19 protein-coding genes are annotated in these 19,146 nt (G+C 64.5%); 4 read left to right on the top strand and 15 right to left on the bottom strand.

From position 1 onward, the window contains the following. Window positions 1-46 precede the first annotated feature (46 nt). From BM279_RS03345 to BM279_RS03305, 9 genes are all read right to left on the bottom strand, one after another. Entirely contained in the window at window positions 47-1,630 is a 1,584-nt protein-coding gene (locus BM279_RS03345; RefSeq protein ID WP_093500907.1) for a gamma-glutamyltransferase family protein, read from the bottom strand. Between the two features lie 66 nt (window positions 1,631-1,696). Continuing rightward, entirely contained in the window at window positions 1,697-3,022 is a 1,326-nt protein-coding gene (locus BM279_RS03340; RefSeq protein ID WP_093500905.1) for a TRAP transporter large permease, read from the bottom strand. Continuing rightward, window positions 3,019-3,537 (bottom strand): TRAP transporter small permease subunit, encoded by a 519-nt coding sequence (locus tag BM279_RS03335; protein WP_093500903.1) that lies wholly within the window; start codon window positions 3,535-3,537, stop codon window positions 3,019-3,021. The genes BM279_RS03340 and BM279_RS03335 overlap by 4 nt, the downstream gene beginning before the upstream one ends. Beyond that, complete coding sequence (locus tag BM279_RS03330) at window positions 3,534-4,643, bottom strand: TRAP transporter substrate-binding protein (RefSeq protein ID WP_093500901.1); 1,110 nt, start codon at window positions 4,641-4,643, stop codon at window positions 3,534-3,536. Before BM279_RS03330 ends, BM279_RS03335 begins: the two co-directional genes overlap by 4 nt. A 356-nt stretch (window positions 4,644-4,999) precedes the next feature. Continuing rightward, window positions 5,000-5,446 (bottom strand): Lrp/AsnC family transcriptional regulator, encoded by a 447-nt coding sequence (locus tag BM279_RS03325; RefSeq protein WP_093500899.1) that lies wholly within the window; start codon window positions 5,444-5,446, stop codon window positions 5,000-5,002. A 58-nt stretch (window positions 5,447-5,504) separates the two neighbouring features. Next, window positions 5,505-5,960, bottom strand: coding sequence for a GNAT family N-acetyltransferase (locus BM279_RS03320; RefSeq protein ID WP_177323593.1), 456 nt, complete (start codon window positions 5,958-5,960; stop codon window positions 5,505-5,507). 70 nt (window positions 5,961-6,030) lie between these two features. Next, the gene (locus BM279_RS03315; protein WP_093501232.1) at window positions 6,031-6,495 is read right to left on the bottom strand and encodes a hypothetical protein; all 465 of its coding nucleotides are present in this window, start codon (window positions 6,493-6,495) and stop codon (window positions 6,031-6,033) included. Between the two features lie 2 nt (window positions 6,496-6,497). Then, entirely contained in the window at window positions 6,498-7,334 is an 837-nt protein-coding gene (locus BM279_RS03310) for an amino acid ABC transporter permease (protein ID WP_093500897.1), read from the bottom strand. Further along, window positions 7,331-8,152: an ABC transporter substrate-binding protein gene (locus tag BM279_RS03305; RefSeq protein WP_093500895.1), complete on the bottom strand. Its 822-nt coding sequence runs from the start codon at window positions 8,150-8,152 to the stop codon at window positions 7,331-7,333. The genes BM279_RS03310 and BM279_RS03305 overlap by 4 nt, the downstream gene beginning before the upstream one ends. A gap of 111 nt (window positions 8,153-8,263) precedes the next feature. Between BM279_RS03305 and BM279_RS03300 the strand changes: the two genes are divergently transcribed. Then, window positions 8,264-9,160, top strand: a complete 897-nt coding sequence (locus BM279_RS03300) for a homocysteine S-methyltransferase family protein (protein ID WP_093500892.1) — start codon at window positions 8,264-8,266, stop codon at window positions 9,158-9,160. Between the two features lie 83 nt (window positions 9,161-9,243). Next, window positions 9,244-10,152: a glutaminase B gene (gene glsB, locus BM279_RS03295; protein WP_093500889.1), complete on the top strand. Its 909-nt coding sequence runs from the start codon at window positions 9,244-9,246 to the stop codon at window positions 10,150-10,152. A gap of 66 nt (window positions 10,153-10,218) precedes the next feature. Here the strand turns inward: glsB and BM279_RS03290 are convergent, their stop codons facing one another. From BM279_RS03290 to BM279_RS03280, 3 genes are all read right to left on the bottom strand, one after another. Then, the gene (locus BM279_RS03290) at window positions 10,219-10,617 is read right to left on the bottom strand and encodes a hypothetical protein (RefSeq protein ID WP_093500887.1); all 399 of its coding nucleotides are present in this window, start codon (window positions 10,615-10,617) and stop codon (window positions 10,219-10,221) included. 88 nt (window positions 10,618-10,705) lie between these two features. Continuing rightward, on the bottom strand, window positions 10,706-11,695 hold the full coding sequence (locus tag BM279_RS03285; RefSeq protein WP_093500885.1) for an asparaginase: 990 nt from the start codon (window positions 11,693-11,695) through the stop codon (window positions 10,706-10,708). Between the two features lie 206 nt (window positions 11,696-11,901). Next, window positions 11,902-13,350 (bottom strand): alanine/glycine:cation symporter family protein, encoded by a 1,449-nt coding sequence (locus BM279_RS03280; protein WP_093500883.1) that lies wholly within the window; start codon window positions 13,348-13,350, stop codon window positions 11,902-11,904. 165 nt (window positions 13,351-13,515) lie between these two features. Here BM279_RS03280 and BM279_RS03275 point away from each other — a divergent pair, with 165 nt between their 5' ends. Continuing rightward, the gene (locus BM279_RS03275) at window positions 13,516-14,328 is read left to right on the top strand and encodes a helix-turn-helix domain-containing protein (protein ID WP_093500881.1); all 813 of its coding nucleotides are present in this window, start codon (window positions 13,516-13,518) and stop codon (window positions 14,326-14,328) included. Between the two features lie 400 nt (window positions 14,329-14,728). On the opposite strand, the gene BM279_RS03270 is transcribed toward BM279_RS03275, so the two are convergent. From BM279_RS03270 to aspA, 3 genes are all read right to left on the bottom strand, one after another. Further along, window positions 14,729-15,496 (bottom strand): substrate-binding periplasmic protein, encoded by a 768-nt coding sequence (locus tag BM279_RS03270; RefSeq protein WP_093500879.1) that lies wholly within the window; start codon window positions 15,494-15,496, stop codon window positions 14,729-14,731. A 157-nt stretch (window positions 15,497-15,653) separates the two neighbouring features. After that, window positions 15,654-16,421 (bottom strand): substrate-binding periplasmic protein, encoded by a 768-nt coding sequence (locus BM279_RS03265; RefSeq protein ID WP_093500877.1) that lies wholly within the window; start codon window positions 16,419-16,421, stop codon window positions 15,654-15,656. A 166-nt stretch (window positions 16,422-16,587) separates the two neighbouring features. Continuing rightward, a complete protein-coding gene (gene aspA, locus BM279_RS03260; RefSeq protein WP_093500875.1) occupies window positions 16,588-18,045 on the bottom strand; it encodes an aspartate ammonia-lyase in 1,458 nt (485 codons plus the stop codon). Window positions 18,046-18,222: 177 nt separating this feature from the next. Between aspA and BM279_RS03255 the strand changes: the two genes are divergently transcribed. Next, the gene (locus BM279_RS03255; RefSeq protein ID WP_093500873.1) at window positions 18,223-19,134 is read left to right on the top strand and encodes a LysR substrate-binding domain-containing protein; all 912 of its coding nucleotides are present in this window, start codon (window positions 18,223-18,225) and stop codon (window positions 19,132-19,134) included. Window positions 19,135-19,146: the final 12 nt, after the last annotated feature.

Genomic DNA, 19,146 nt, shown 5'->3' with positions numbered 1-19,146 from the left:
AAGCGCCCCGCTGATCAGCGGGGCGTTTTCGTTCTGCGGCTCAGGATCACAACCCGCACACGCTGCCGTCGCTGCGTGGATCGGCAGCGCCTTCCAGCACGCCATCGGGGTGGCGCAGCAGGGCGCCGGCGTGACCCATGGTGTCGCTGAAGACCTCGTCCAGCACGTCGACGACGTGCCCCGCCTGGCGCAACCGCTCGACCAGTTCGGCCGGGAAGCGGCTCTCCAGCTTCAGCGTGGTGCTCACGTCGCCCCAGGTGCGGCCCAGCAGCCAGCGCGGCGCACTGACCGCGGCCTGCAGGTCGCTGCCCAGTCGGTAGCGGCTGAAGATCGCCGCCTGGGTCTGCGGCTGGCCCTCGCCGCCCATGGTGCCGTAGCTCAGGGTGCGGCCATCGTCGAACAGCGCCAGGGCCGGGTTGAGCGTGTGGAACGGCTTGCGCCCCGGCTCCAGGGCCTGCAGCGCGGTCGGGTCGAGCGAGAAACTGATGCCGCGGTTCTGCCAGGCCACCCCGGTGGACGGCAGCACCACGCCGGAGCCGAACTCCCAGTACACGCTCTGGATGAAACTCACCGCGCGTCCCTCGGCATCGATGCAACCCATCCAGATGGTGTCGCCCGGCTGCGCCGGTTGCGGCCAGGCCAGCGCCTGTCGCGGATCGATCCTGTCGGCCAGACGCTGCAGGTTGGCGTCGGTCAGCAGGCTCTGCGGGTCTTCCGGCACGCGGCGCGGGTCGGTCACCACGCGGTCACGGATCAGGAAGGCCTGCTTGGTCGATTCGACCAGCCCGTGCACATGGGCGAACCCCTCGGCCTGTTCGATGCCGAGCTTCTCGAAGATGCCAAGGATCAGCAGCGAAGCCAGGCCCTGGGTCGGCGGCGGCATGTTATACAGGGTGGCATCGCTCAGCCGCACGCTCAGCGGTTCGACGACGCGGGCCCGGTAGCCCTGCAGGTCGGCCAGGCGCAGCGGGCTGCCCAGGCGCTCGAGGTCGGCGGCCATGCGCGCGGCCAATTCGCCCCGGTAGAAGTCGTCCAGGCCGGCGTCGGCGAGGCGCTGCAGGGTGTCGGCCAGGGCCGGCTGGCGCAGCAGGTCGCCTTCGCGCGGTGGCTGGCCCTCGCGCAGGTAGACCTCGGCAAAGCCCGGCACGTCGTGCAGCTCGGCCAGCTTGGCGCGGGTCAGCTGCGCCTGGCTGCGGCTGACCACGATGCCGCGCCGGGCGTGGCCGATGGCATCGGCGAGCAGCTCGGGCAGCGCCCGCTGCGGCTGCCAATGGGCTGTCCGTGCCAGGGCCTCGGCCCAGCCGCCGACGGTACCGGCCACGGTCAGTGCGGCCAGCGGGCCGCGACTGGGAATCTGCGTGTGGCCGGCGTAGAAATCGCGATCGGCCAGAGCCGCGCTGCTGCCGCAGGCATCGATGGCGATGGGCTGCTTGCCCGGTTCGTGGATCAGCCAGAAACCGTCGCCACCGATGGCATTCATGTGCGGATAGACCACCGCGATGGTGGCCGCCGCAGCGACCATCGCCTCCACGGCGCTGCCGCCAGCCTTGAGCACGTCGCGCCCGGCCTGGGCGGCAAGATGGTGGGGCGCAACGAACAGGCCGCCGGTGGCGTGGGTGCTCTTGAGCATGAGTGAGGATTCCTTGTTGTAGTCGGGCTGCAGCGATCATAGCGTCCGCAGCCCCTGGAAGATCTACTACCAACCGATAGCGGCAGGCAGCCAGGTAGCCAGTTGCGGGAAACAGAACACCACGGCCACGGCGAGCATCTGCAGGAACACGTAAGGCAGGGCGCCGATGTAGATGTCTTTCGTGCTGATCCCCGGTGGCGCCACGCCTTTAAGAAAGAACAATGCCCAACCAAAGGGCGGGGTAAGGAACGACATCTGCAGGTTCAGCGCCACCAGGATGCCCAACCACACCAGGTCGGTGTCGTAGGCGATGAACACCGGCAGGAACATTGGCAGGGCGATGTAGGAGATCTCGATCCATTCCAGAAAGAAACCGAGCACGAACAGCACTGCCATCAGGAACAGGATCGCCCCCAGTTCGCCGCCGGGCAGCAGCGTGAACAGCTCGTGCACCAGCGCCTCGCCACCCAGGCCGCGAAAGGCCAGGGAGAACGGCTGCGAGCAGAACAGGATGAGGAAGATCATCGCGCTGATGGTCAGGGTGCCGTGCAGGGTCGCCTTCAGGGTTTTCCAGTCCAGGCGCCGGGCGCAGGCGGCGATCAGCAAGGCGCCGAGGGCACCCATCGACGCCGCTTCGGTCGGTGCGGCGACGCCGCCGATGATCGAGCCGAGCACTGCCATCACCAGCAGCAGTGGTGGTAGCACGCTGCGCGCCATGTCCTTGAGCAGTTGCGCGCGGCTGGTCAGGGCACGCTCTTCAGCCGGAATCGCTGGCACCCAGTCCGGGCGCAGCCAGCCGAGTAGCAGCATGTAGGCGACATAGATCAGCGCCAGCACCAGGCTGGGAATGAAGGCGGCGGCGAAGATCGAGCCCACCGACTGGCCGAGGATGTCGGCCAGCAGGATCAGTACCAGGCTGGGTGGAATGATCTGCCCCAGGGTACCGGAGGCGCAGATGGTGCCGCAGGCCACGGTCTTGTTATAGCCACGGCGCAGCAGCGTCGGCAGGGTCAGCAAACCGATGGTCACCACCGTGGCACCGACGATGCCGGTGGAGGCGCCGAGCAGCACACCTACCAGAATGATCGCCAGGCCCATGCCGCCGTTCAGGCCGCCCATGGCGCGACCGATGGTGTCGAGCATGTCCTCGGCGACCCGGGATTTCTCGAGCATCACGCCCATGAAGGTGAACAGCGGAATCGCCAGCAGCGTGTAGTTGCTGACCACCCCGAACATGCGCGCGGGCAGCAGGGCGAAGAGCATCGGGCCGAAGCCGACCATGCCGGCGACGAATCCCGAAACCGCCAGGGAAATGGCCACCGGCACACCCACCATCATCATGGCGAAGAAGCCGATGACCATTCCGATGGCCAGCCATTCGTTGGGGGTCATGGGCGTGCCTCCTGCGGTCGCGTCGGCTGCAGCAGGGTGCACAGCGCCCGCAGGCTGTCGGCCAGGCCCTGAAGGCCGAACAGAGCGAAGCCCAGTGGCAGGAATGCCTTGATCAGAAATCGGTACGGCAGCCCGCCGGGATCGGGCGAGCCTTCACCCATGTTGTAGGACTGCAGGGTGTATTTGTACGCCAGGTGGGCGATATAGAAACCGATGGCCGCGGTGGCTATGCCGCTGAACAGATCGACCGCTGCCCTGGTCTTCACGGCGAACTTCTCGTAGAGAAAATCCACCCGCACGTCCTGGCGATGCTTGAGGGTATAGGCGATGCCGAGCAGGGCGATGGGCGAAATCAGGTACCACTCGAGCTCCTGCAGCGCGACGAGGCTGAAGTCGAACAGGTAGCGCATCAATACGTCGAACGACACCAGCAAGACCAGCAACAGCACGCAACCGCGGGCCAGTGCCCCGAGGGCTTCCACCAGCGCCTCGATGCGGCCAACGATGGCCATCATGATTCGCCCATCCCGATTTCCATGAACGCCTTCTCGCCGACGGACGCCCAGGACACGTATTGCTTGCGGAAGGCGAAGAAGTGCTCGTAGATCTTCTTCGTCGCCGGATCGCTCGTCGCCATGCTCGATAGGGTGTCGCGGGTGACTTCGTGCAGGCGCTTGATGATGTCGTCCGGCAGCGGCCGGGCGATCACGCCCTGGTTGTTCACCAGGTCCTGCATGGCCTCGGCGTTGACCGCATCGCACCACGACCAGCTGTCGACGTTGCAGGCCTGAGCACAGAACCGCACGATGGCCTGCAGGTCGGCCGGCAGGCTGTCCCAGGCCTGCTGGTTGATGATCAGCTCGGTGACGTTGGTCGGCTCGTGCCAGCCGGTGGTGTAGTAATTCTTGGCCGCCTTGTGCAGGCCCATGCGGCGATCCTGATAGGGGCCTACGAACTCGGCGGCGTCGATCACGCCACGCTCCAGCGCCGGGAAGATTTCGCCCCCCGGCAGCAGGCGCACGGCCACGCCCAGCTCGCTGTAGACCTTGCCGGCTAACCCTGCGATGCGCATCTTCAAGCCCTTGAGGCTGTCGACGTTTTCCAAGGGCTGGCGGAACCAGCCGGTCATCTGCGTGCCGGTGTTGCCCATGGGCATCGGTACCAGGCCGTGGGGCGCGTAGAGTTCTTCCCAGAGTTTCAGGCCGCCGCCGTTGTACAGCCAGGCATTCATGCCCTGGGTGTTCATGCCGAACGGCACGGCGGTGAAGAACTGTGCGGCAGGAATCTTGCCAGCCCAGAAGAAGGCGTTGGCGGCGTTCATTTCCACCATGCCGCTGGCTACCGCATCGAAGCCCTCCAGCGCTGGGATCAGCTCGCCGGCCGCGAAGTGCTGAATCTTCAGGCGCCCACCGGACATTTCCTCGACGCGCTTGCAGAAGTCGGTCGGGCTGCCCGGGCCCTGCACGTAGAAGGGCGAGCCCGGCGCATAGGCGTTGGTCATCTTCCAGTTGAAGGTCTTGCTGCTGACGGCAGCGCTGGCCACGCCGCTGGCGCCCATCGCCAGGCCAGCGCCGGCTGCGAGGGCGCCGGCGCCGATGAAATTGCGTCGATTGAGGCTCATGGGATTCTCCTTTCGCGGTGGCCATTGCGGCAGGCGTTTGCCTACCGGATGTAAAGTCGTTACCGAGAGCCTTCAGCAACAGCCATGCCAGGAGAAAATTATTTTAAGTATATGATTTTAAATGTATTTGATGATTTTCTTGGTTCGCCCTCCAAATGCCAGGCGCACACAAAACAAGCGTGGCGCAGGGTCGTGAGGTGACGAAACGATAACCGCAGCAGGGAGTACTGAACATTTGTCAGATCACGCCTGCTGTCCGGGTACGTTCCGTCAAGCAGGGCCTTGGTGAGCGTGCGAATGTCATTTGTGCACCAAAACGCATCGGCGGCACGCTTTTGACGCAGTGCGCAGTGAGGTTACAGGCGTGCGCCGCCACGCCGATGCTTGACCCGGGTCATCAGCGCCTTGCAGTCCACCGTGAGGATCTCCGGGTGGTTGAAGATGTGCTGGCGCACGAAAGCGTCGAAGGTCTCGTAACTGTCGGTCAGGGTGTGGATGTGCAGGCTTTTCAGGTCGCTCATGATGTACAGGCTGACCACTTCGCGGGTGGCCGACAGCCGTTCGGCGACCGCCTCGATGGCGTAAGGGGCCACAGTGAGGTCGACGAAGGTGGATATGCCCTTGCCGAGCTTTTCCGGGTTGACCACTGCGGTGAATTTCTCGATCACGCCGCTCTCTACCAGCGCCTGCACCCTGGTGCGGGCGTGGGCGCGGGAGATGTTCAGCTGGCGGGCGATATCGGCGAACGAGGTGCGTGAATCCTTGATCAGGATGTTCAGCAAGGCGTTGTCGAGTTTGTTCATGGGGCACTCTGTCGGTGGTTGAGGCCGACAGAGATGCGGATTATGTGCCAGCCGGTGTTCAGAGCAACTTGCGGTACTGCTCGAACCCCGAGCGTTCGCCGATGCGTTCGTACAGCAGTTTGGCCTTGGCGTTGGTTTCGTGGGTCAGCCAGTGCACCCGTGAGCAGCCGGCCTGGGCCGCCTCGGCGTAGACGTGTTCGATCAGCTGGCGGCCGATGCCGTTGCCGCGCACGTCCTTGCCGATGAACAGGTCCTGCAGGTAGCAGTAGTCGCCGGTGGTCCAGCAGGAGCGGTGGTAGATCCAGTGCACCAGGCCGATGGCTTCGCCGTCGCGCCAGGCCAGGGCGGCGAACATCGGTTCGCTCGGGTCGAGAAAGCGCTGCCAGGTCAGGTCGCTAGTCGCCGCATCGATCTCGGTCATGTAGAAGCGCTGGTAGCCCTGCCACAGCGGCAGCCAGGCGGCGTGATCAGCGGCGCTGACAGCGCGGATGTCCACGGGAATGCGAACGGTCATCGGCAGGTCTCCTGTAACTCGGTCGACCGCCATCCTGCGGGGTGACGGCGCTCACCGCAAGCGCAGTGGCTCAGCAGATGACCAGCTGCCCTTTCGGCCATTCACCGTCCCAGCCGCAGGGGATATGCCCGGCCTCGTAGATCTGGATCAGGCTGTCGAAGAACAGTGGCGGCACCAGCGCCTGGCGGTAGGCGGCTTCCATCAGGTAGGCGTGCAGGATCCACTGCAGGTCGGCGAGGACGGCGTTATCAGCAAGGTCGACCGGCAGCTTTTGCCATAGTGGCTGCAGGGCGGTCTTGGCCTGGCCTGCCAGCTCGTTCCAGGCCTGATACTGGGCCAGATGCAGCCGCGCCAGGCGCCCGGTGATGGCGTTGCGTGCCTCCAGCGTGGTGGCTTCCCAGGCGTCGCCGGCCAGCGACGAGCCCAGCTCGCTCTGCTCGATCTGGCGCACGCCGGCAAGCGCCGCCGGCTTGCCGATGTTGGCGAACCAGTCGATGCGCAGCAGGCGCTCGATGGCGGCGGCGGGTATCTGCATGCTCATCGCACGTTCAGGTAGGCCTTGCCGTAATGCCGTTCCAGGCGTGTTTGAATCAGCTCGAGGCCGATCGACAGCAGCCAGTAGATCACCGCGGCGGTGGTCAGCATCTCGATGTAGCGGTACGACGAGCGGCCGTAGGACTGGGCCAGGAACATCACTTCCCAGACGCCCATCACCGAGATCAGCGACGAGTCCTTGAGCATGGAGATGAACTGGCTGGTGGTCGGCGGGATGATGGTGCGCATTGCCTGGGGCAGGGTCACCCGCCAGAAGATCACCACCGGCTTGAGGCCCAGCGCCAGGGAGGCTTCGCGCTGGCCGGCCGGCACGCCGAGCAGACCGGCGCGGAAGATTTCGCTCAGGTAAGCACCGTAGTTCAGCGACAGGGCGATGATTCCGGCGGTGACCGCACCTGGCACCACGCCCAGCTGTGGCAGGCCCAGGTAGATCAGCAGGATCTGGATCAGCAGCGGTGTGCCGCGAAAGAACGAGGCGTAGAAGGTGGCGATGCCGAACGCCACGGCACTCTTCGAAAGTCGCGCCAGGGCGGTGACGAAGCCCAGCGCCAGGGACGCCCAGATCGAGCAGAAGCACAGGAACAGGGTCAGCGCCGCGCCTTGCAGAAAACCGTTGGGCGCCAGGCTGGTACCGAGCAGGTTGGGCAGCTTGTCGAGGATGATCGAGAACTTCAGATCGAAGCTCAGGAAGAACGCCACGCACAGGGCGAACAGGCTCGCCCAAGTGAGGTACAGGCGAGTGCGAAAGCCGAACAGGCGTTGCAGCAACGACTCGCCCGCCATGGGAGGCGGGCGAGGGGATTCAGGTGGGGGTGTCATTGGCTGATATCGGAACCGATCCACTTCTTGGAGATGGCCGCCAGGGTACCGTCCTGGCGCAGCTCTGCGAAGACGCTCTCGACCTTGGCGCGCCATTCGGCGTCATCCTTCTCGATGGCCACGGCGTTGGGTTCGGCGTACAGCGCGTCGCCGGCCAGCTTGAAGCGTTTGTCCTGATCGATGCGCGGCTGGGCGGTGACCAGGTTGGTGAGGATCGCGTCGAGGCGCACGCCGGCACCCAGGGCCAGGTCGTGGAAGGCCACGGTATCGTTGTCGTAGGGCGCAACCTGCACGGCGTCGAACGGATAGACCAGCGGCTTGTCCTCGGCGCCTTCGATAACCAGGTCCTTGTTCAGGTAGCCCTCGTAGGAGGAGGCGCTGGTAACGCCGACCTTCAGGCCCGAGAGGTCCTTGGCCGAGTGGATGCGGTCATCGCTGGCGTTGACTACGATCACTGCCGGCGATGCGTAATAAGTGACCGGGAAATCGAACACCTGGGCGCGCGCCTGGCTGGGCGTCATCGAGCAGATGCAGATGTCGTAACGGCCGTTCCAGCGGCCGGCGGCGATCACGTCCCAGGACGGCGTTTCCAGGCGCAGCTTGACGCCCAGCTTATCGGCCACGGCCTTGGCGACATCGACGTCGAAGCCGTCGAGCTGGTTCTGATCATTGAGAAAGGAGAACGGCGGGTAGTTTTCCATCAGCACGTTGACCAGCTCGCCGTTCTTCTCGATGCGGTCGAGGGTCGGGCCGGCCAGAGCCAGATTGCAGACGGAGGCGAGGGTCAGGCCGAGGGCGGCGAGCAGAGTGGTTTTCACGGAAATCCTTGGGCGAGAAAAAGGTTGTGAGCGGCAATTTCGGCGTATTAAATAGTTATAAATAGAAGCATCCAAATGAATTTAATGCATATCGATATGACTGGAGCTTATATGAGCGAGCGATCTCTGATTCTGCTGGATGGCGGCATGGGCCGCGAGCTGCAGCGCCGCGGCGCGCCGTTTCGCCAGCCGGAGTGGTCCGCCCTGGCCCTGACCGAGGCGCCGGAGCAGGTGGAAGCGGTGCACGCCGCCTATATCGCCAGCGGCAGCCAGGTAATCACCAGCAACAGCTACGCCGTGGTGCCCTTTCATATCGGTGAACAGCGCTTCGCCGCCGAGGGCCGCGATCTGGCCGCGCGTGCCGGCCAACTGGCGCGCAGCGCAGCGGACAAGGCTGGCAATGGCGTGCGCGTCGCCGGCTCGCTGCCGCCGTTGTTCGGCTCGTACCGCCCGGACCTGTTCCAGCCTGAGCGCGTCACCGAGGTGCTGACCCCGCTGCTTGATGGCCTCGCCCCCCACGTCGATCTGTGGCTGGCGGAAACCCAGAGCGCCATCGCCGAGGCGCTAGCCATTCACGCCCACTTGCCCAAAGACGGCAAGCCGTTCTGGCTGTCGTTCACCCTGCGCGATGAAGACGTGGATGAGGTACCGCGCCTGCGTTCGGGCGAGCCGGTGGCCGAAGCGGCGCGGGCGGCGGCCGAACTGGGCGTCGAGGTGCTGCTGTTCAACTGCAGCCAACCGGAAGTGATCGGTGACGCCATCGACGCGGCGCGCGAAGTCTTCGCCAGCCTCGGTGCGAACGTCGCTATCGGCGCCTACGCCAACGCTTTCCCACCGCAACCCGAGGAAGCCACCGCCAACGACGGCCTCGACCCGCTGCGCGAAGACCTCGACCCGCCGGGCTACCTGCGCTGGGTCGCCGACTGGCGCGCACGCGGTGCCAGCCACCTGGGCGGTTGCTGCGGCATCGGCCCGGAGCACATCGCCGAATTGGCGCAGCGCCTCTGAACGTCGCTGTGCTTTGCGGGTCAGTCGTGGCGTCTATGGCTGATTGAGCCCGGCAGCCGCCGGGCCGGATTGCGAGCGTGTCCATGCAAGCGTTGTTGAATGAAATCCTCGACCAGGTCCGCCCTCTGATCGCCCAGGGCAAGGTCGCCACCTACATTCCTGCCCTGGCCGATGTGGCGGTGGATCAGCTCGGTATCGCCGTCTACGGCAACGATGGCGAGCTGTTCACCGCCGGTGATGCGCACACGCCGTTCTCGATCCAGAGCATTTCCAAGGTGTTCAGCCTGGTGCAGGCCATCCAGCATTCCGGCGAGAGCATCTGGGAACGTCTGGGCCACGAGCCTTCGGGCCAGCCGTTCAACTCCCTTGTGCAGCTGGAGCTGGAAAACGGCCGGCCGCGTAACCCGTTCATCAACGCTGGTGCCCTGGTGATCAGCGACATCAACCAGTCGCGCTTCGCCGCCCCGGCGCTGTCGATGCGCGATTTCGTACGGCGCCTGTCGGGCAACCCCCATGTGGTGATCGACCGCCATATCGCCGAATCCGAATACCAGCACCGCGCGCGCAATGCGGCGATGGCCTACCTGATGCAGTCCTTCGGCAATTTCCACAACGACGTCGAGATGGTGCTGCGCAATTACTTCAGCTACTGCGCCCTGAGCATGAGCTGTGTGGACCTGGTCAAGGCGTTCTGCTTCCTGGCACGCGACGGCTTCTGCAAACACAGCGGCGAGCAGATTCTCAGCGCCCGGCAGACCCAGCAGGTCAATTCGATCATGGCCACCAGCGGGCTTTACGACGAAGCCGGCAACTTCGCCTACCGCGTCGGCCTGCCGGGCAAGAGCGGCGTGGGCGGCGGCATCGTCGCCATCGTGCCGGGGCAGTACACCATCTGCGTATGGTCGCCGGGGCTCAACAAGGCGGGCAATTCCCTGGCGGGTATGGCCGCGTTGGAAGTGCTCAGCGAGCGGATCGGCTGGTCGGTATTCTGAGGAAGCCGGATCGAAGCGCACTTCGATCCCGGCAGGTGTGGGCTGCCTGAGCGGCAGCCGCGCGGTTTACTCGGCGTCGCGTTGCGCTTTGCGCAGCATCTTCAGGTCCTGGTCGCTGCAGGTGCCGGCCACCGGAGCGGTCAGGTCATAGCATGGGTGACGGAAGCCCATCGGCCAGTAGATGATGCTGTACGGCGGCCAGAAGATCGACACGACGCGAAAGCGCGTGCTCAGTTTGCCCTCGGAGATCGGCTGGCCAGTGGTGGTGCTGGTCAGCTTGTACGGCACGCCACCGGCGCGGTTCCAGAAGAACGGACGAATCTTGACCAGGCCTTGCGGGTGCTGCTCGGCGCGCTCGTTGATGGCAACGGTGCTGTTTTCCGGCAGTTTGAAGAAGGCTTTGGTCGAGCAGCCCGTGATGGCCAGGGCGAGCAGGAGGAATACGGCGGAGCGGAACAAAGGCATGGAACGTCCTTGTGAATAAGGGGAATAGACGCTGGCTTACTGTCAGCGGGGCGCGACTATACCGGCTCGTCGCACCCTAATCCATGCCTTACTCCACACGCTCGCCACACAGGTCGAGGCTGAACAGTCGCTCCACTTCGTCCTGTGCCAGGCCGGCACCGAGCAGGGCGAACAGTTTGCCCAGCGCCGCTTCGCGGGTCATGCCGCCCGCCGAAATCAGGCCCACCGAGGCCAGCTGGCTGCCGGCGGCGTAGACGCCGAATTCCACATGGCCGCGCGCGCACTGGCTGATCGCTGCCAGCACCACGCCGCGGCCGTGGGCCTCGCGCAGTACGTCGAGCAGTTCGGCGTTGTCCGACGGGCCGGTGCCGCTGCCGTAGCACTCCAGCAGCAAACCCTGCACGCCGCTGTCCAGCAGGGCGCGCAGGTGGCTGGCGCGCAGGCCCGGCACCAGCGGCAGGGCGAGCAGGTTGACCGCCTGGCGGCTCTGGCGGAAGTCGATATGCGCAGGCAGTTCGGCCAGGCGCTCGCCCTGGCGCAGGCGCGGTACGACTTGGAAGGCATCGAAGGCATCGCTGCTCAGCTTGCTGACCCGCGCGCCGTGCATCAGGGCACCGTTGAAGTACAGGTGCACGCCCGCTGCCACACCGTCGTGCAGCGCCTGCATGGCGCCAAACAGGTTGGGCCAGGCGTCGCTGTTGTCGGCGCCGGCCGGCAGCATCGAGCCGGTCATCACCACCGGTACCCGCAGGCCCAGCAACAGAAAGCTCAGGGCCGCGGCGCTGTAGGCCAGGGTATCGGTGCCGTGCAGTACCAGCACGCCGTCGCAGCCGTCTTGCTCGACGGCCTGACGGATCGCCGCGACCATCGCCAGCCAGTTGGCCTGGGTCATGTTGGCGCTGTCGATCAGCGGCAGCAGCTCGCGAAATACCCAACTCGGCACCTGTTCGCGCTGCTCGGCTTGCTGTGCGCGCAGGCGTGCCTCGAAGCCGGAGGCAGGGGCCAGACCGTTGGCGCTGGCCTGCATGCCGATGGTGCCGCCGGTATACAGCACGAGGAGTTTTTGTACGGCAGGCATGCCTTTTTCCTTATTGAAAGAATGGGTATGGAAAGGGGCAGGATACATCTGATCGCCACTCGTGAAAGACCTGGGAGGCAATCTCCAGGCCAAGCCGATCCCGGCTCGCTCGTCTCCGAGAGAGGGCATCGGCAAGAAAAGGAAAGCCGCCTGCGGGCGGCGGGATCGGATGGCGCGTGGCGCGCCATCCGATCAGGCGGTGCGACTCAGCGCTGAGTCGACAGCAGTTCCGGCGCGCCCTGCGGTTGAGCGTCAACGGCCGGCTTGGCGGTCGGCCAGGAGGCGCGATCCAGGTCCAGGTCAGCGAACTTGGAGCCGTCGAACACCGGCTGGTGGATACCGGCCTTGCGCTGCTCGTCGTAGTCCTTCATGACGCGCAGGCCCACTTTGATCAGCATGGCCAGGGCGGTCAGGTTGACGAACGCCAGGCAGGTCATGGTGATGTCAGCGAAGGCGAATACGGTGCCCAGGTTCTGCATCGAACCCCAGCAGATCAGTGCCAGGACCAGACCACGGTAGGCCAGCAGGGCGACCTTGCTGCGGCCAACCAGGAACTGCAGCGCGTTCTCGCCGAGGTAGTAGTTGTAGAGGATGCAGGTGAACACGAACAGGCTCAGCGCGACGCTGATGAACGTGCGGCCCCAGTCACCGACCACTGCAGCCAGGGAGTTCTGGGTCAGGACGATGCCGTCACCTTCGAAGCCCGGGGTGTAGAAGCCCGACAGCAGGATCAGCAGCGCGGTGCAGGTGCAGATCACGAAGGTGTCGAGAAACACGCTGAATGCCTGAACCACGCCCTGTGCGGCCGGGTGCTTGACCGAGGCCACGGCAGCCACGTTCGGGGCGCTGCCCAGGCCGGCTTCGTTGGCGAACACGCCGCGCTTGACACCCATGACGATGGCGCTGCCCAGCAGGCCGGCGAAGGCCGGCTCTAGGCCGAAGGCGCTCTTGACGATGGTGGCCAGCATGCCCGGCACCAGCTCGATCTGGCTGATGATCACGTACACGGTGACGGCGATGTAGGCCAGAGTCTTGACCGGAACCAGCAGGTCGGACACCGAGGCGATGCGCTTGATACCGCCGATGAACACCAGGCCCAGCAGCACGGCCAGAGCGATGCCGCTGTATTGAACCGGGATGTTGAAGGCGTTTTCCAGCGAGTGGGTCACGGTGAACGACTGCAGGCCATTGAAGGCGAAGCCGTAGGTGACCAGCAGCAGCACGGCGAAGACCATCGCCATCCAGCGCAGCTTCAGGCCGTGCTGGATGTAGTAGGCCGGGCCGCCGCGGTACAGGCCATCGCCGTCGCTGCGCTTGTAGACCTGAGCCAGGGTACATTCGAAGAAGCTGCTGGACATGCCGACCAGCGCGGTCACCCACATCCAGAACACGGCGCCCGGGCCGCCGAGGGTCACGGCGATGCCGACACCGGCGATGTTACCGGCGCCTACGCGGCCGGCGAGGCTGAGCATCAGGGCCTGGAAGGAGCTGAGCTGGCCACCGCTGCTGCGGATCGAGTCCTTGAACACGCTGAACATGTGGGCGAAATGGCGGAACTGGACGAAACGCGAACGCAGGGTGAAGTAGCTACCCAGGCCGACGATAAGCACGATCAACACTTTCCCGGAAAGGAAGTCGTTCAGTACTTCGAGCATGATGAGAATCCTCGATTCTTATTGTGATTGTTCGCAGGCGAACGCTGACGCGAGATGCGGTGGCTAATGTTTGAGCAAGGTGACCCCTCGAACAATTTCGCGGGTCGATACTAAGTGATGCGACCTGATGCTAGAATCACGTCACTCGCATCATCTGAGCCCATCATGTCCAGTCACCTCGGTGAGAATCTGCGGCTGCTCTGCAGCCACTACCGGTCCATTGCGGAGGTGTGCCGCAAGGTCGGCATCAACCGCGCCCAGTTCAACAAGTACCTCTCCGGAGAGAGCCAGCCCACGGCCTATAACCTCAAAAGGATTGGGGATTTCTTCGGTGTCGAGGGCTACGAACTGGGCCTGCCGGGTGAGCAGTTCGCGCGCCTGATCGGCGCCCGTGGCACCCAGATCGGCGCACCGGCGCAGCAGGATCCGTTACACGCGTTGTTACAGCCGTTACGTGATAGCTCCGGTGACCTGTCGCGTTATTGCGGCTATTACTTCGAATACGCCAACTGCATGTCGGTGCCGGGCACCATCCTGCTGTCGCTGGTGCACATGCGTGAGGAGGGCGGCAACTTCATGTTCGAGCGCCAGGAGCGTCAGGTGTTATCCACAGGCGGGCTGGCCGACGACTCGGCGCGCTGCCGCTACCTGGGCGCTGCCTTTCAGCTGCAAGACCGGCTGTTTCTCATCGACTACGAGTCGCTGACCGTCAACGAGATGAGCCAGACCATCCTGATCCCCAGCTTCAAGAGCCGCATCACCCGTCTTAACGGCCTGAAGACCGGGGTATCCAGCGGCGACCGACGTACGCCGGCGTGTACCCGGGTGGTCTGGGAATTTCTCGGCACCGAGATCAATCGCATCAGCACCTACCGCCAGGTGATGCTCTACCAGCCGGACGACCCGCGTATCGACGAAGACATCCGCCAGCGCCTGGCCCATGCGCCGGTGCGTGAAGGGTTGTTCGAGGTGGAGTGAGGCGGTATGGGGAGTACACCTTGATGGGCTGGCGCCCATCCTACAGCCCGAGCGGCTGCGCACGCGTCGTAGGGTGGGTGGAGGCGCTTGTTACGTTCTGAGCATGATTGAGGTTTTTGGCGCGCCGTAACCCACCACGGGCACAACGCTATATATCGCTCGGTGGGTTACGCGGCGTGCCGAGAGCGTTGCCATCGGCAGCTTGTGTTTGGCGCCGCTCACCCACCCTACGATCTATTTCAAGACGAGAGCCGCCGTGTGCGCAATGCATAGGAGTGGCTTTAGCCGCGAGCTCTTTGCACCCTAATAACGCTCGGGGCTAAAGCCCCTCCTACAAAATGAACTCTGCTCACCGACCGCTATTGGCTTTATCTGTGAAGGCATGCCCTTGCAGTGGCTATCAGCACAACTCCGGATGCTTGTTGCAGGTGCCGTAGCCTTCGTTCTTCATCTGGTCGAGGGCCTGTTGCAGGCGGGTGACCACTTCGTCTGGCGTCTCCAGGTTGAGCGCCAGGTACATGTCCGAGCGGTCGATGACCAGCACGGTGCGCAGGCCGGTCACGCCGGCCTGGCGGGCGTGGTAGCGCCATACTGGGTCAGTGGTGGCCCACAGGTCGATCTTGCCGCCGGTGAGCTTGGCGATGTTCTCCTGATCGCGCAGGGCGTTGGTCGCTTGCAGGCCGGCGCGCTCCAGGCTCTGGCTGACCGCGCCGTCTTTGTAGGCACCGATGCGGTACTTGGCGGCCTCCTCGAGGCTGCTCAGGTTTTCGATCTTCGAAGCCGGCGCAGCGAGCAGTACGCCTTCGACCTTGGCGATCGGCCCGACCCACTTGAACAGCGGGCGGCGCGCCTCGCTCATCGCGGTAGAGAACAGCCCGTAGTTGGCATTCGCCAGGGTATCGTCGTATACGCGGCTCCACGGGAAGCGCAGGGTCATGGTGTAGTCGATGCCGGCACGCTTGAACATCTCGCGCACGATGGTGGTGCTGACGCCCTGGATCTTGGCGTCGCGGGCGAAGTTCTTGTCGCCTTCGGCCATGTTGAACGGTGGGAAATTCTCGGTCTGCAGCACAACCTTGTAGTCCGCTGGCAGCTCGGCGTAGGCGGGCAGGGCGAACAGGCTGGAAATGGTCAGCAGGCCGGCAAACCATGCGGTGTTGACTCTCATCGGAACGACTCCTTGTTAGGCCGCCGCCCTTTTAGCGCGCCGCTGCACAAACGGCAATGAGTCGTCACGAGCAAAGCCCCAGACTGTGAACCGGTCTGGAGCTTTTGCGTGCTGTGTGCGTTCTAGAGTGCGGTGTGAGGAGGCCGCGGCGCGATGCTCAGCACAGTTCCGGGTGCTTGTTGCAGGTGCCGTAGCCTTCGGTCTTCATCTGATCGAGCGCCTGTTGCAGGCGGGTGACCACTTCGTCCGGTGTATCCAGATTGAGGGCCAGATAGAGGTCGGCGCGGTCGAAGGTCAGCACGTTGCGCAGGCCGGTCACGCCCTCCTGGCGGGCCTGGTAGCGCCACACCGGATCGGTGGTGCCCCACAGGTCGATCTTGCCGCCCGTGAGCTTGCTGATGTTCTCCTGGTCACGCAGCGTGTTGTTCGGCTGCAGGCCGGCCTTCTCCAGCGCCTGGGCGGCGGCGCTGTCCTTGTAGCTGCCGATGCGGTACTGGCGTGCCTGTTCCAGGCCTGTCAGGTTGGGAATGTTGGAGCCGGGCGCAGCGAGCAATACGCGCTCGACCTTGGCAATAGGCCCGACCCACTTGAACAGCGGGCGCCGCGCCTCGTTCATCGACGTGGAGAACAGGCCGTGGTTGGCGTTGGCCAGGGTGGCGTCGTAGATGCGGCTCCAGGGGAAGCGCAGGGTCAGGCTGTAGTCGATGCCGGCGCGCTTGAACATCTCGCGCACGATGGTGGTACTGACACCCTGGATATTGGCGTCGCGGGCGAAGTTCTTTTCGTTGTCCGCCATGTTGAATGGCGGAAAGTTTTCCGTCTGCAGCACCACCTGATAACCCGGCGGCAACTCGGCATGGGCAGGCAGGGCGAATGCCCCGCAGATGGACAGCAGGCACAGCAGCCATGCGGATTTGCTGGTCATTGGCGACTTCTCTTTGTTAGGACTGCCGCTCTTTTAGCCTGCGCGCGGGCAAACGGCAATCAATCCCTAACAAAGCGAAGCCCCGTACCGCTGAACGGTACGGGGCTTCGGGTCTAGTGGTGCAGTCAAGGTTGCAGCGCGGCTTGTGCTGCAACCTCAACAGACCTTAGCGCTGCTGCTCGACCGCGTCCTTGGCTGGCGGGGTCAGGGGCTTGAGCTGGTGCGGAGCGATCATGTTTTCCGGGCGCAGGATCTCGGCCAGGGTGCTGTCGTCCAGCAGTTGCTCTTCACGCACCAGCTCCAGCACGCCGCGGCCGCTGATCAACGCTTCCTTGGCGATACGGGTGGAGTTCTCGTAGCCGATGTAGGGGTTGAGCGCGGTGATCAGGCCGATGGAGTTCTCCATCAGGGCGCGGCAGTGGGCTTCGTTGGCGGTGATGCCGTTGATGCAGTGCTCGCGCAGCATGTCCATGGCGCGTTGCAGCAGGCGGATCGAGTCGAAGATCTTGTAGGCGATCAGCGGCTCCATGACGTTGAGCTGCAGTTGGCCGCCTTCGGCTGCCATGGTCAGCGCCAGGTCGTTGCCGATGATTTCGAAGGCGACCTGGTTGACCGCTTCCGGGATCACCGGGTTGACCTTGCCCGGCATGATCGAACTGCCCGGCTGACGCGCCGGCAGGTTGATCTCGTTGATGCCGGTGCGCGGGCCGCTGGACAGCAGGCGCAGGTCGTTACAGATCTTCGACAGCTTGACCGCGGTGCGCTTGAGCATGCCGGAGAACAGCACGAAGGCGCCCATATCGGAGGTGGCTTCGATCAGGTCAGCGGCCGGCACCAGTGGCTGGCCGCTGATCAGCGCCAGGCGCTGCACGGCCAGGTGCTGGTAGCCCGGGTCGGCGTTGATGCCGGTACCGATGGCGGTGCCGCCCAGGTTCACTTCGGTCAGCAGCTCCGGTGCCAGGCTGCGCAGGCGCGCCAGGTCTTCACCCAGGGTGGTGGCGAAGGCGCGGAATTCCTGGCCGAGGGTCATCGGTACGGCGTCCTGCAGCTGGGTGCGGCCCATCTTCAGTACATGGGCGAATTCCTCACCCTTGGCGGCGAACGACTGGATCAGGCTGTCCAGGCTGGCCAGCAGGGTGTCGTGGCCGAGCAGCAGGCCCAGGCGAATGGCGGTCGGGTAGGCGTCGTTGGTCGACTGCGCCATGTTCACGTCGTTGTTCGGGTGCAGGTGCTTGTATTCACCCTTGGCATGACCCATGGCTTCCAGGGCGATGTTGGCGATCACCTCGTTGGCGTTCATGTTGGTCGAGGTGCCGGCACCGCCTTGAATCATGTCCACCACGAACTGCTCGTGGAAATCGCCGCGGATGATGCGTGCGCAGGCTTCGCTGATCGCCGCGTGTTTTTCGGCGGGCAGGTGGCCCAGCTCACGGTTGGCGTCGGCGGCGGCCTGCTTGACCATCGCCAGGGCCACGACCAGTTTCGGGTAGTGGGCCAGGGGCACGCCGGAGAGGCGGAAGTTGTTCAGCGCACGCAGGGTCTGGATGCCGTAGTAGGCTTCTGCCGGGACTTCGAGGGTGCCAAGCAGGTCTTTTTCGACGCGGAACGATGCAGCAGCGGACATGATGTCTCAATTCTCTTGATTGGGCGGAAGATACCGCGATGGGCCAAAGAATAAGGGTTGTGGAGCGTTGGCGGCCAATGCTGTTGTTTGCTGGGCTATGCGCAATCGGCATAATGTAGCTGTGACCAATTCTTTGCACCAAACGTGTGCATTGCGCTGCGCGAGGCGAGGACGCCCATGAACCTGGAAACCAAATGGCTGGAAGATTTCGTCACCCTGGCCGCCACGCGCAGCTTTTCCGCCGCGGCGCAAAAGCGCTTTGTGACCCAGCCGGCCTTCAGCCGGCGCATCCAGAGCCTGGAGGCGGCGCTCGGCCTGACCCTGGTCAACCGCTCGCGCACGCCGATCGAGCTGACCGAATCCGGCCAATTGTTCCTGCTCACCGCGCGCAGCATGGTCGAACAGCTCGGCGAAGTAGTGCGCCACCTGCATCACCTGGAAGGGCAGCAGGGCGAGGCGCTGCAGATCGCCGCGGCACACTCACTGGTGTTCGGCTTTTTCCCGGAATGGATCGCCCGCCTGCGCCGTGACGGCCTGCCGCTGACCACCCGACTGGTGGCGACCAACGTCGGCGAGGCGGTGCACTCGCTGCGCGAAGGCACCTGCGACCTGATCCTCGCTTATCACGACCAGGACGCCGCCGTGCAATTGGCCCCCGATCTGTTTCCGTCGCTACCCCTGGGCGTCAGCGAGATGCTGCCGGTATGCGCCGTGGACGAGCAGGGCACGCCATTGTTCGATCTGGACGCCGGGCAGAGCGTACCGCTGCTGGCCTATAGCGCCGGCACCTACCTGGGCCGTTCGGTGAACCTGCTGTTGCGCCAGCGCGCCCTGCGCTCGACCACCGTGCACGAAACGGCCATGGCCGACAGCCTCAAGGCTATGGCCCTGCAAGGCCTGGGCGTGGCCTGGGTACCGCGCCTGTCGATGAACGCCGAGCTGGCGCGGGGCGAACTGGTGGTGTGCGGCAAGGAGCATTGGCACATCCCGCTGGAGATCCGACTGTACCGCTGGAGCATGTCGCGCAAGGCGGCGGTGCGGCTTTTGTGGCGCAAGCTGGAAGGGGGTGTGGGGCGGGAGGAGGGCTAGAAGTGGCGCGAC

This window comes from Phytopseudomonas straminea (assembly GCF_900112645.1).
GTDB classification, from domain to species: Bacteria; Pseudomonadota; Gammaproteobacteria; order Pseudomonadales; family Pseudomonadaceae; genus Aquipseudomonas; species Aquipseudomonas straminea.
Note: the sequence above shows the minus strand (reverse complement) of the source record. Positions and strands in the feature narration are given on the sequence as shown.

Coding starts and splice junctions, on each gene's coding strand:
- BM279_RS03345 (WP_093500907.1), bottom strand. CDS start 1,630: ATGCTCAAGAGCACCCACGCCACCGGCGGCCTGTTCGTTGCGCCCCAC.
- BM279_RS03340 (WP_093500905.1), bottom strand. CDS start 3,022: ATGACCCCCAACGAATGGCTGGCCATCGGAATGGTCATCGGCTTCTTC.
- BM279_RS03335 (WP_093500903.1), bottom strand. CDS start 3,537: ATGATGGCCATCGTTGGCCGCATCGAGGCGCTGGTGGAAGCCCTCGGG.
- BM279_RS03330 (WP_093500901.1), bottom strand. CDS start 4,643: ATGAGCCTCAATCGACGCAATTTCATCGGCGCCGGCGCCCTCGCAGCC.
- BM279_RS03325 (WP_093500899.1), bottom strand. CDS start 5,446: ATGAACAAACTCGACAACGCCTTGCTGAACATCCTGATCAAGGATTCA.
- BM279_RS03320 (WP_177323593.1), bottom strand. CDS start 5,960: ATGACCGTTCGCATTCCCGTGGACATCCGCGCTGTCAGCGCCGCTGAT.
- BM279_RS03315 (WP_093501232.1), bottom strand. CDS start 6,495: ATGCAGATACCCGCCGCCGCCATCGAGCGCCTGCTGCGCATCGACTGG.
- BM279_RS03310 (WP_093500897.1), bottom strand. CDS start 7,334: ATGACACCCCCACCTGAATCCCCTCGCCCGCCTCCCATGGCGGGCGAG.
- BM279_RS03300 (WP_093500892.1), top strand. CDS start 8,264: ATGAGCGAGCGATCTCTGATTCTGCTGGATGGCGGCATGGGCCGCGAG.
- glsB (WP_093500889.1), top strand. CDS start 9,244: ATGCAAGCGTTGTTGAATGAAATCCTCGACCAGGTCCGCCCTCTGATC.
- BM279_RS03290 (WP_093500887.1), bottom strand. CDS start 10,617: ATGCCTTTGTTCCGCTCCGCCGTATTCCTCCTGCTCGCCCTGGCCATC.
- BM279_RS03285 (WP_093500885.1), bottom strand. CDS start 11,695: ATGCCTGCCGTACAAAAACTCCTCGTGCTGTATACCGGCGGCACCATC.
- BM279_RS03280 (WP_093500883.1), bottom strand. CDS start 13,350: ATGCTCGAAGTACTGAACGACTTCCTTTCCGGGAAAGTGTTGATCGTG.
- BM279_RS03275 (WP_093500881.1), top strand. CDS start 13,516: ATGTCCAGTCACCTCGGTGAGAATCTGCGGCTGCTCTGCAGCCACTAC.
- BM279_RS03270 (WP_093500879.1), bottom strand. CDS start 15,496: ATGAGAGTCAACACCGCATGGTTTGCCGGCCTGCTGACCATTTCCAGC.
- BM279_RS03265 (WP_093500877.1), bottom strand. CDS start 16,421: ATGACCAGCAAATCCGCATGGCTGCTGTGCCTGCTGTCCATCTGCGGG.
- aspA (WP_093500875.1), bottom strand. CDS start 18,045: ATGTCCGCTGCTGCATCGTTCCGCGTCGAAAAAGACCTGCTTGGCACC.
- BM279_RS03255 (WP_093500873.1), top strand. CDS start 18,223: ATGAACCTGGAAACCAAATGGCTGGAAGATTTCGTCACCCTGGCCGCC.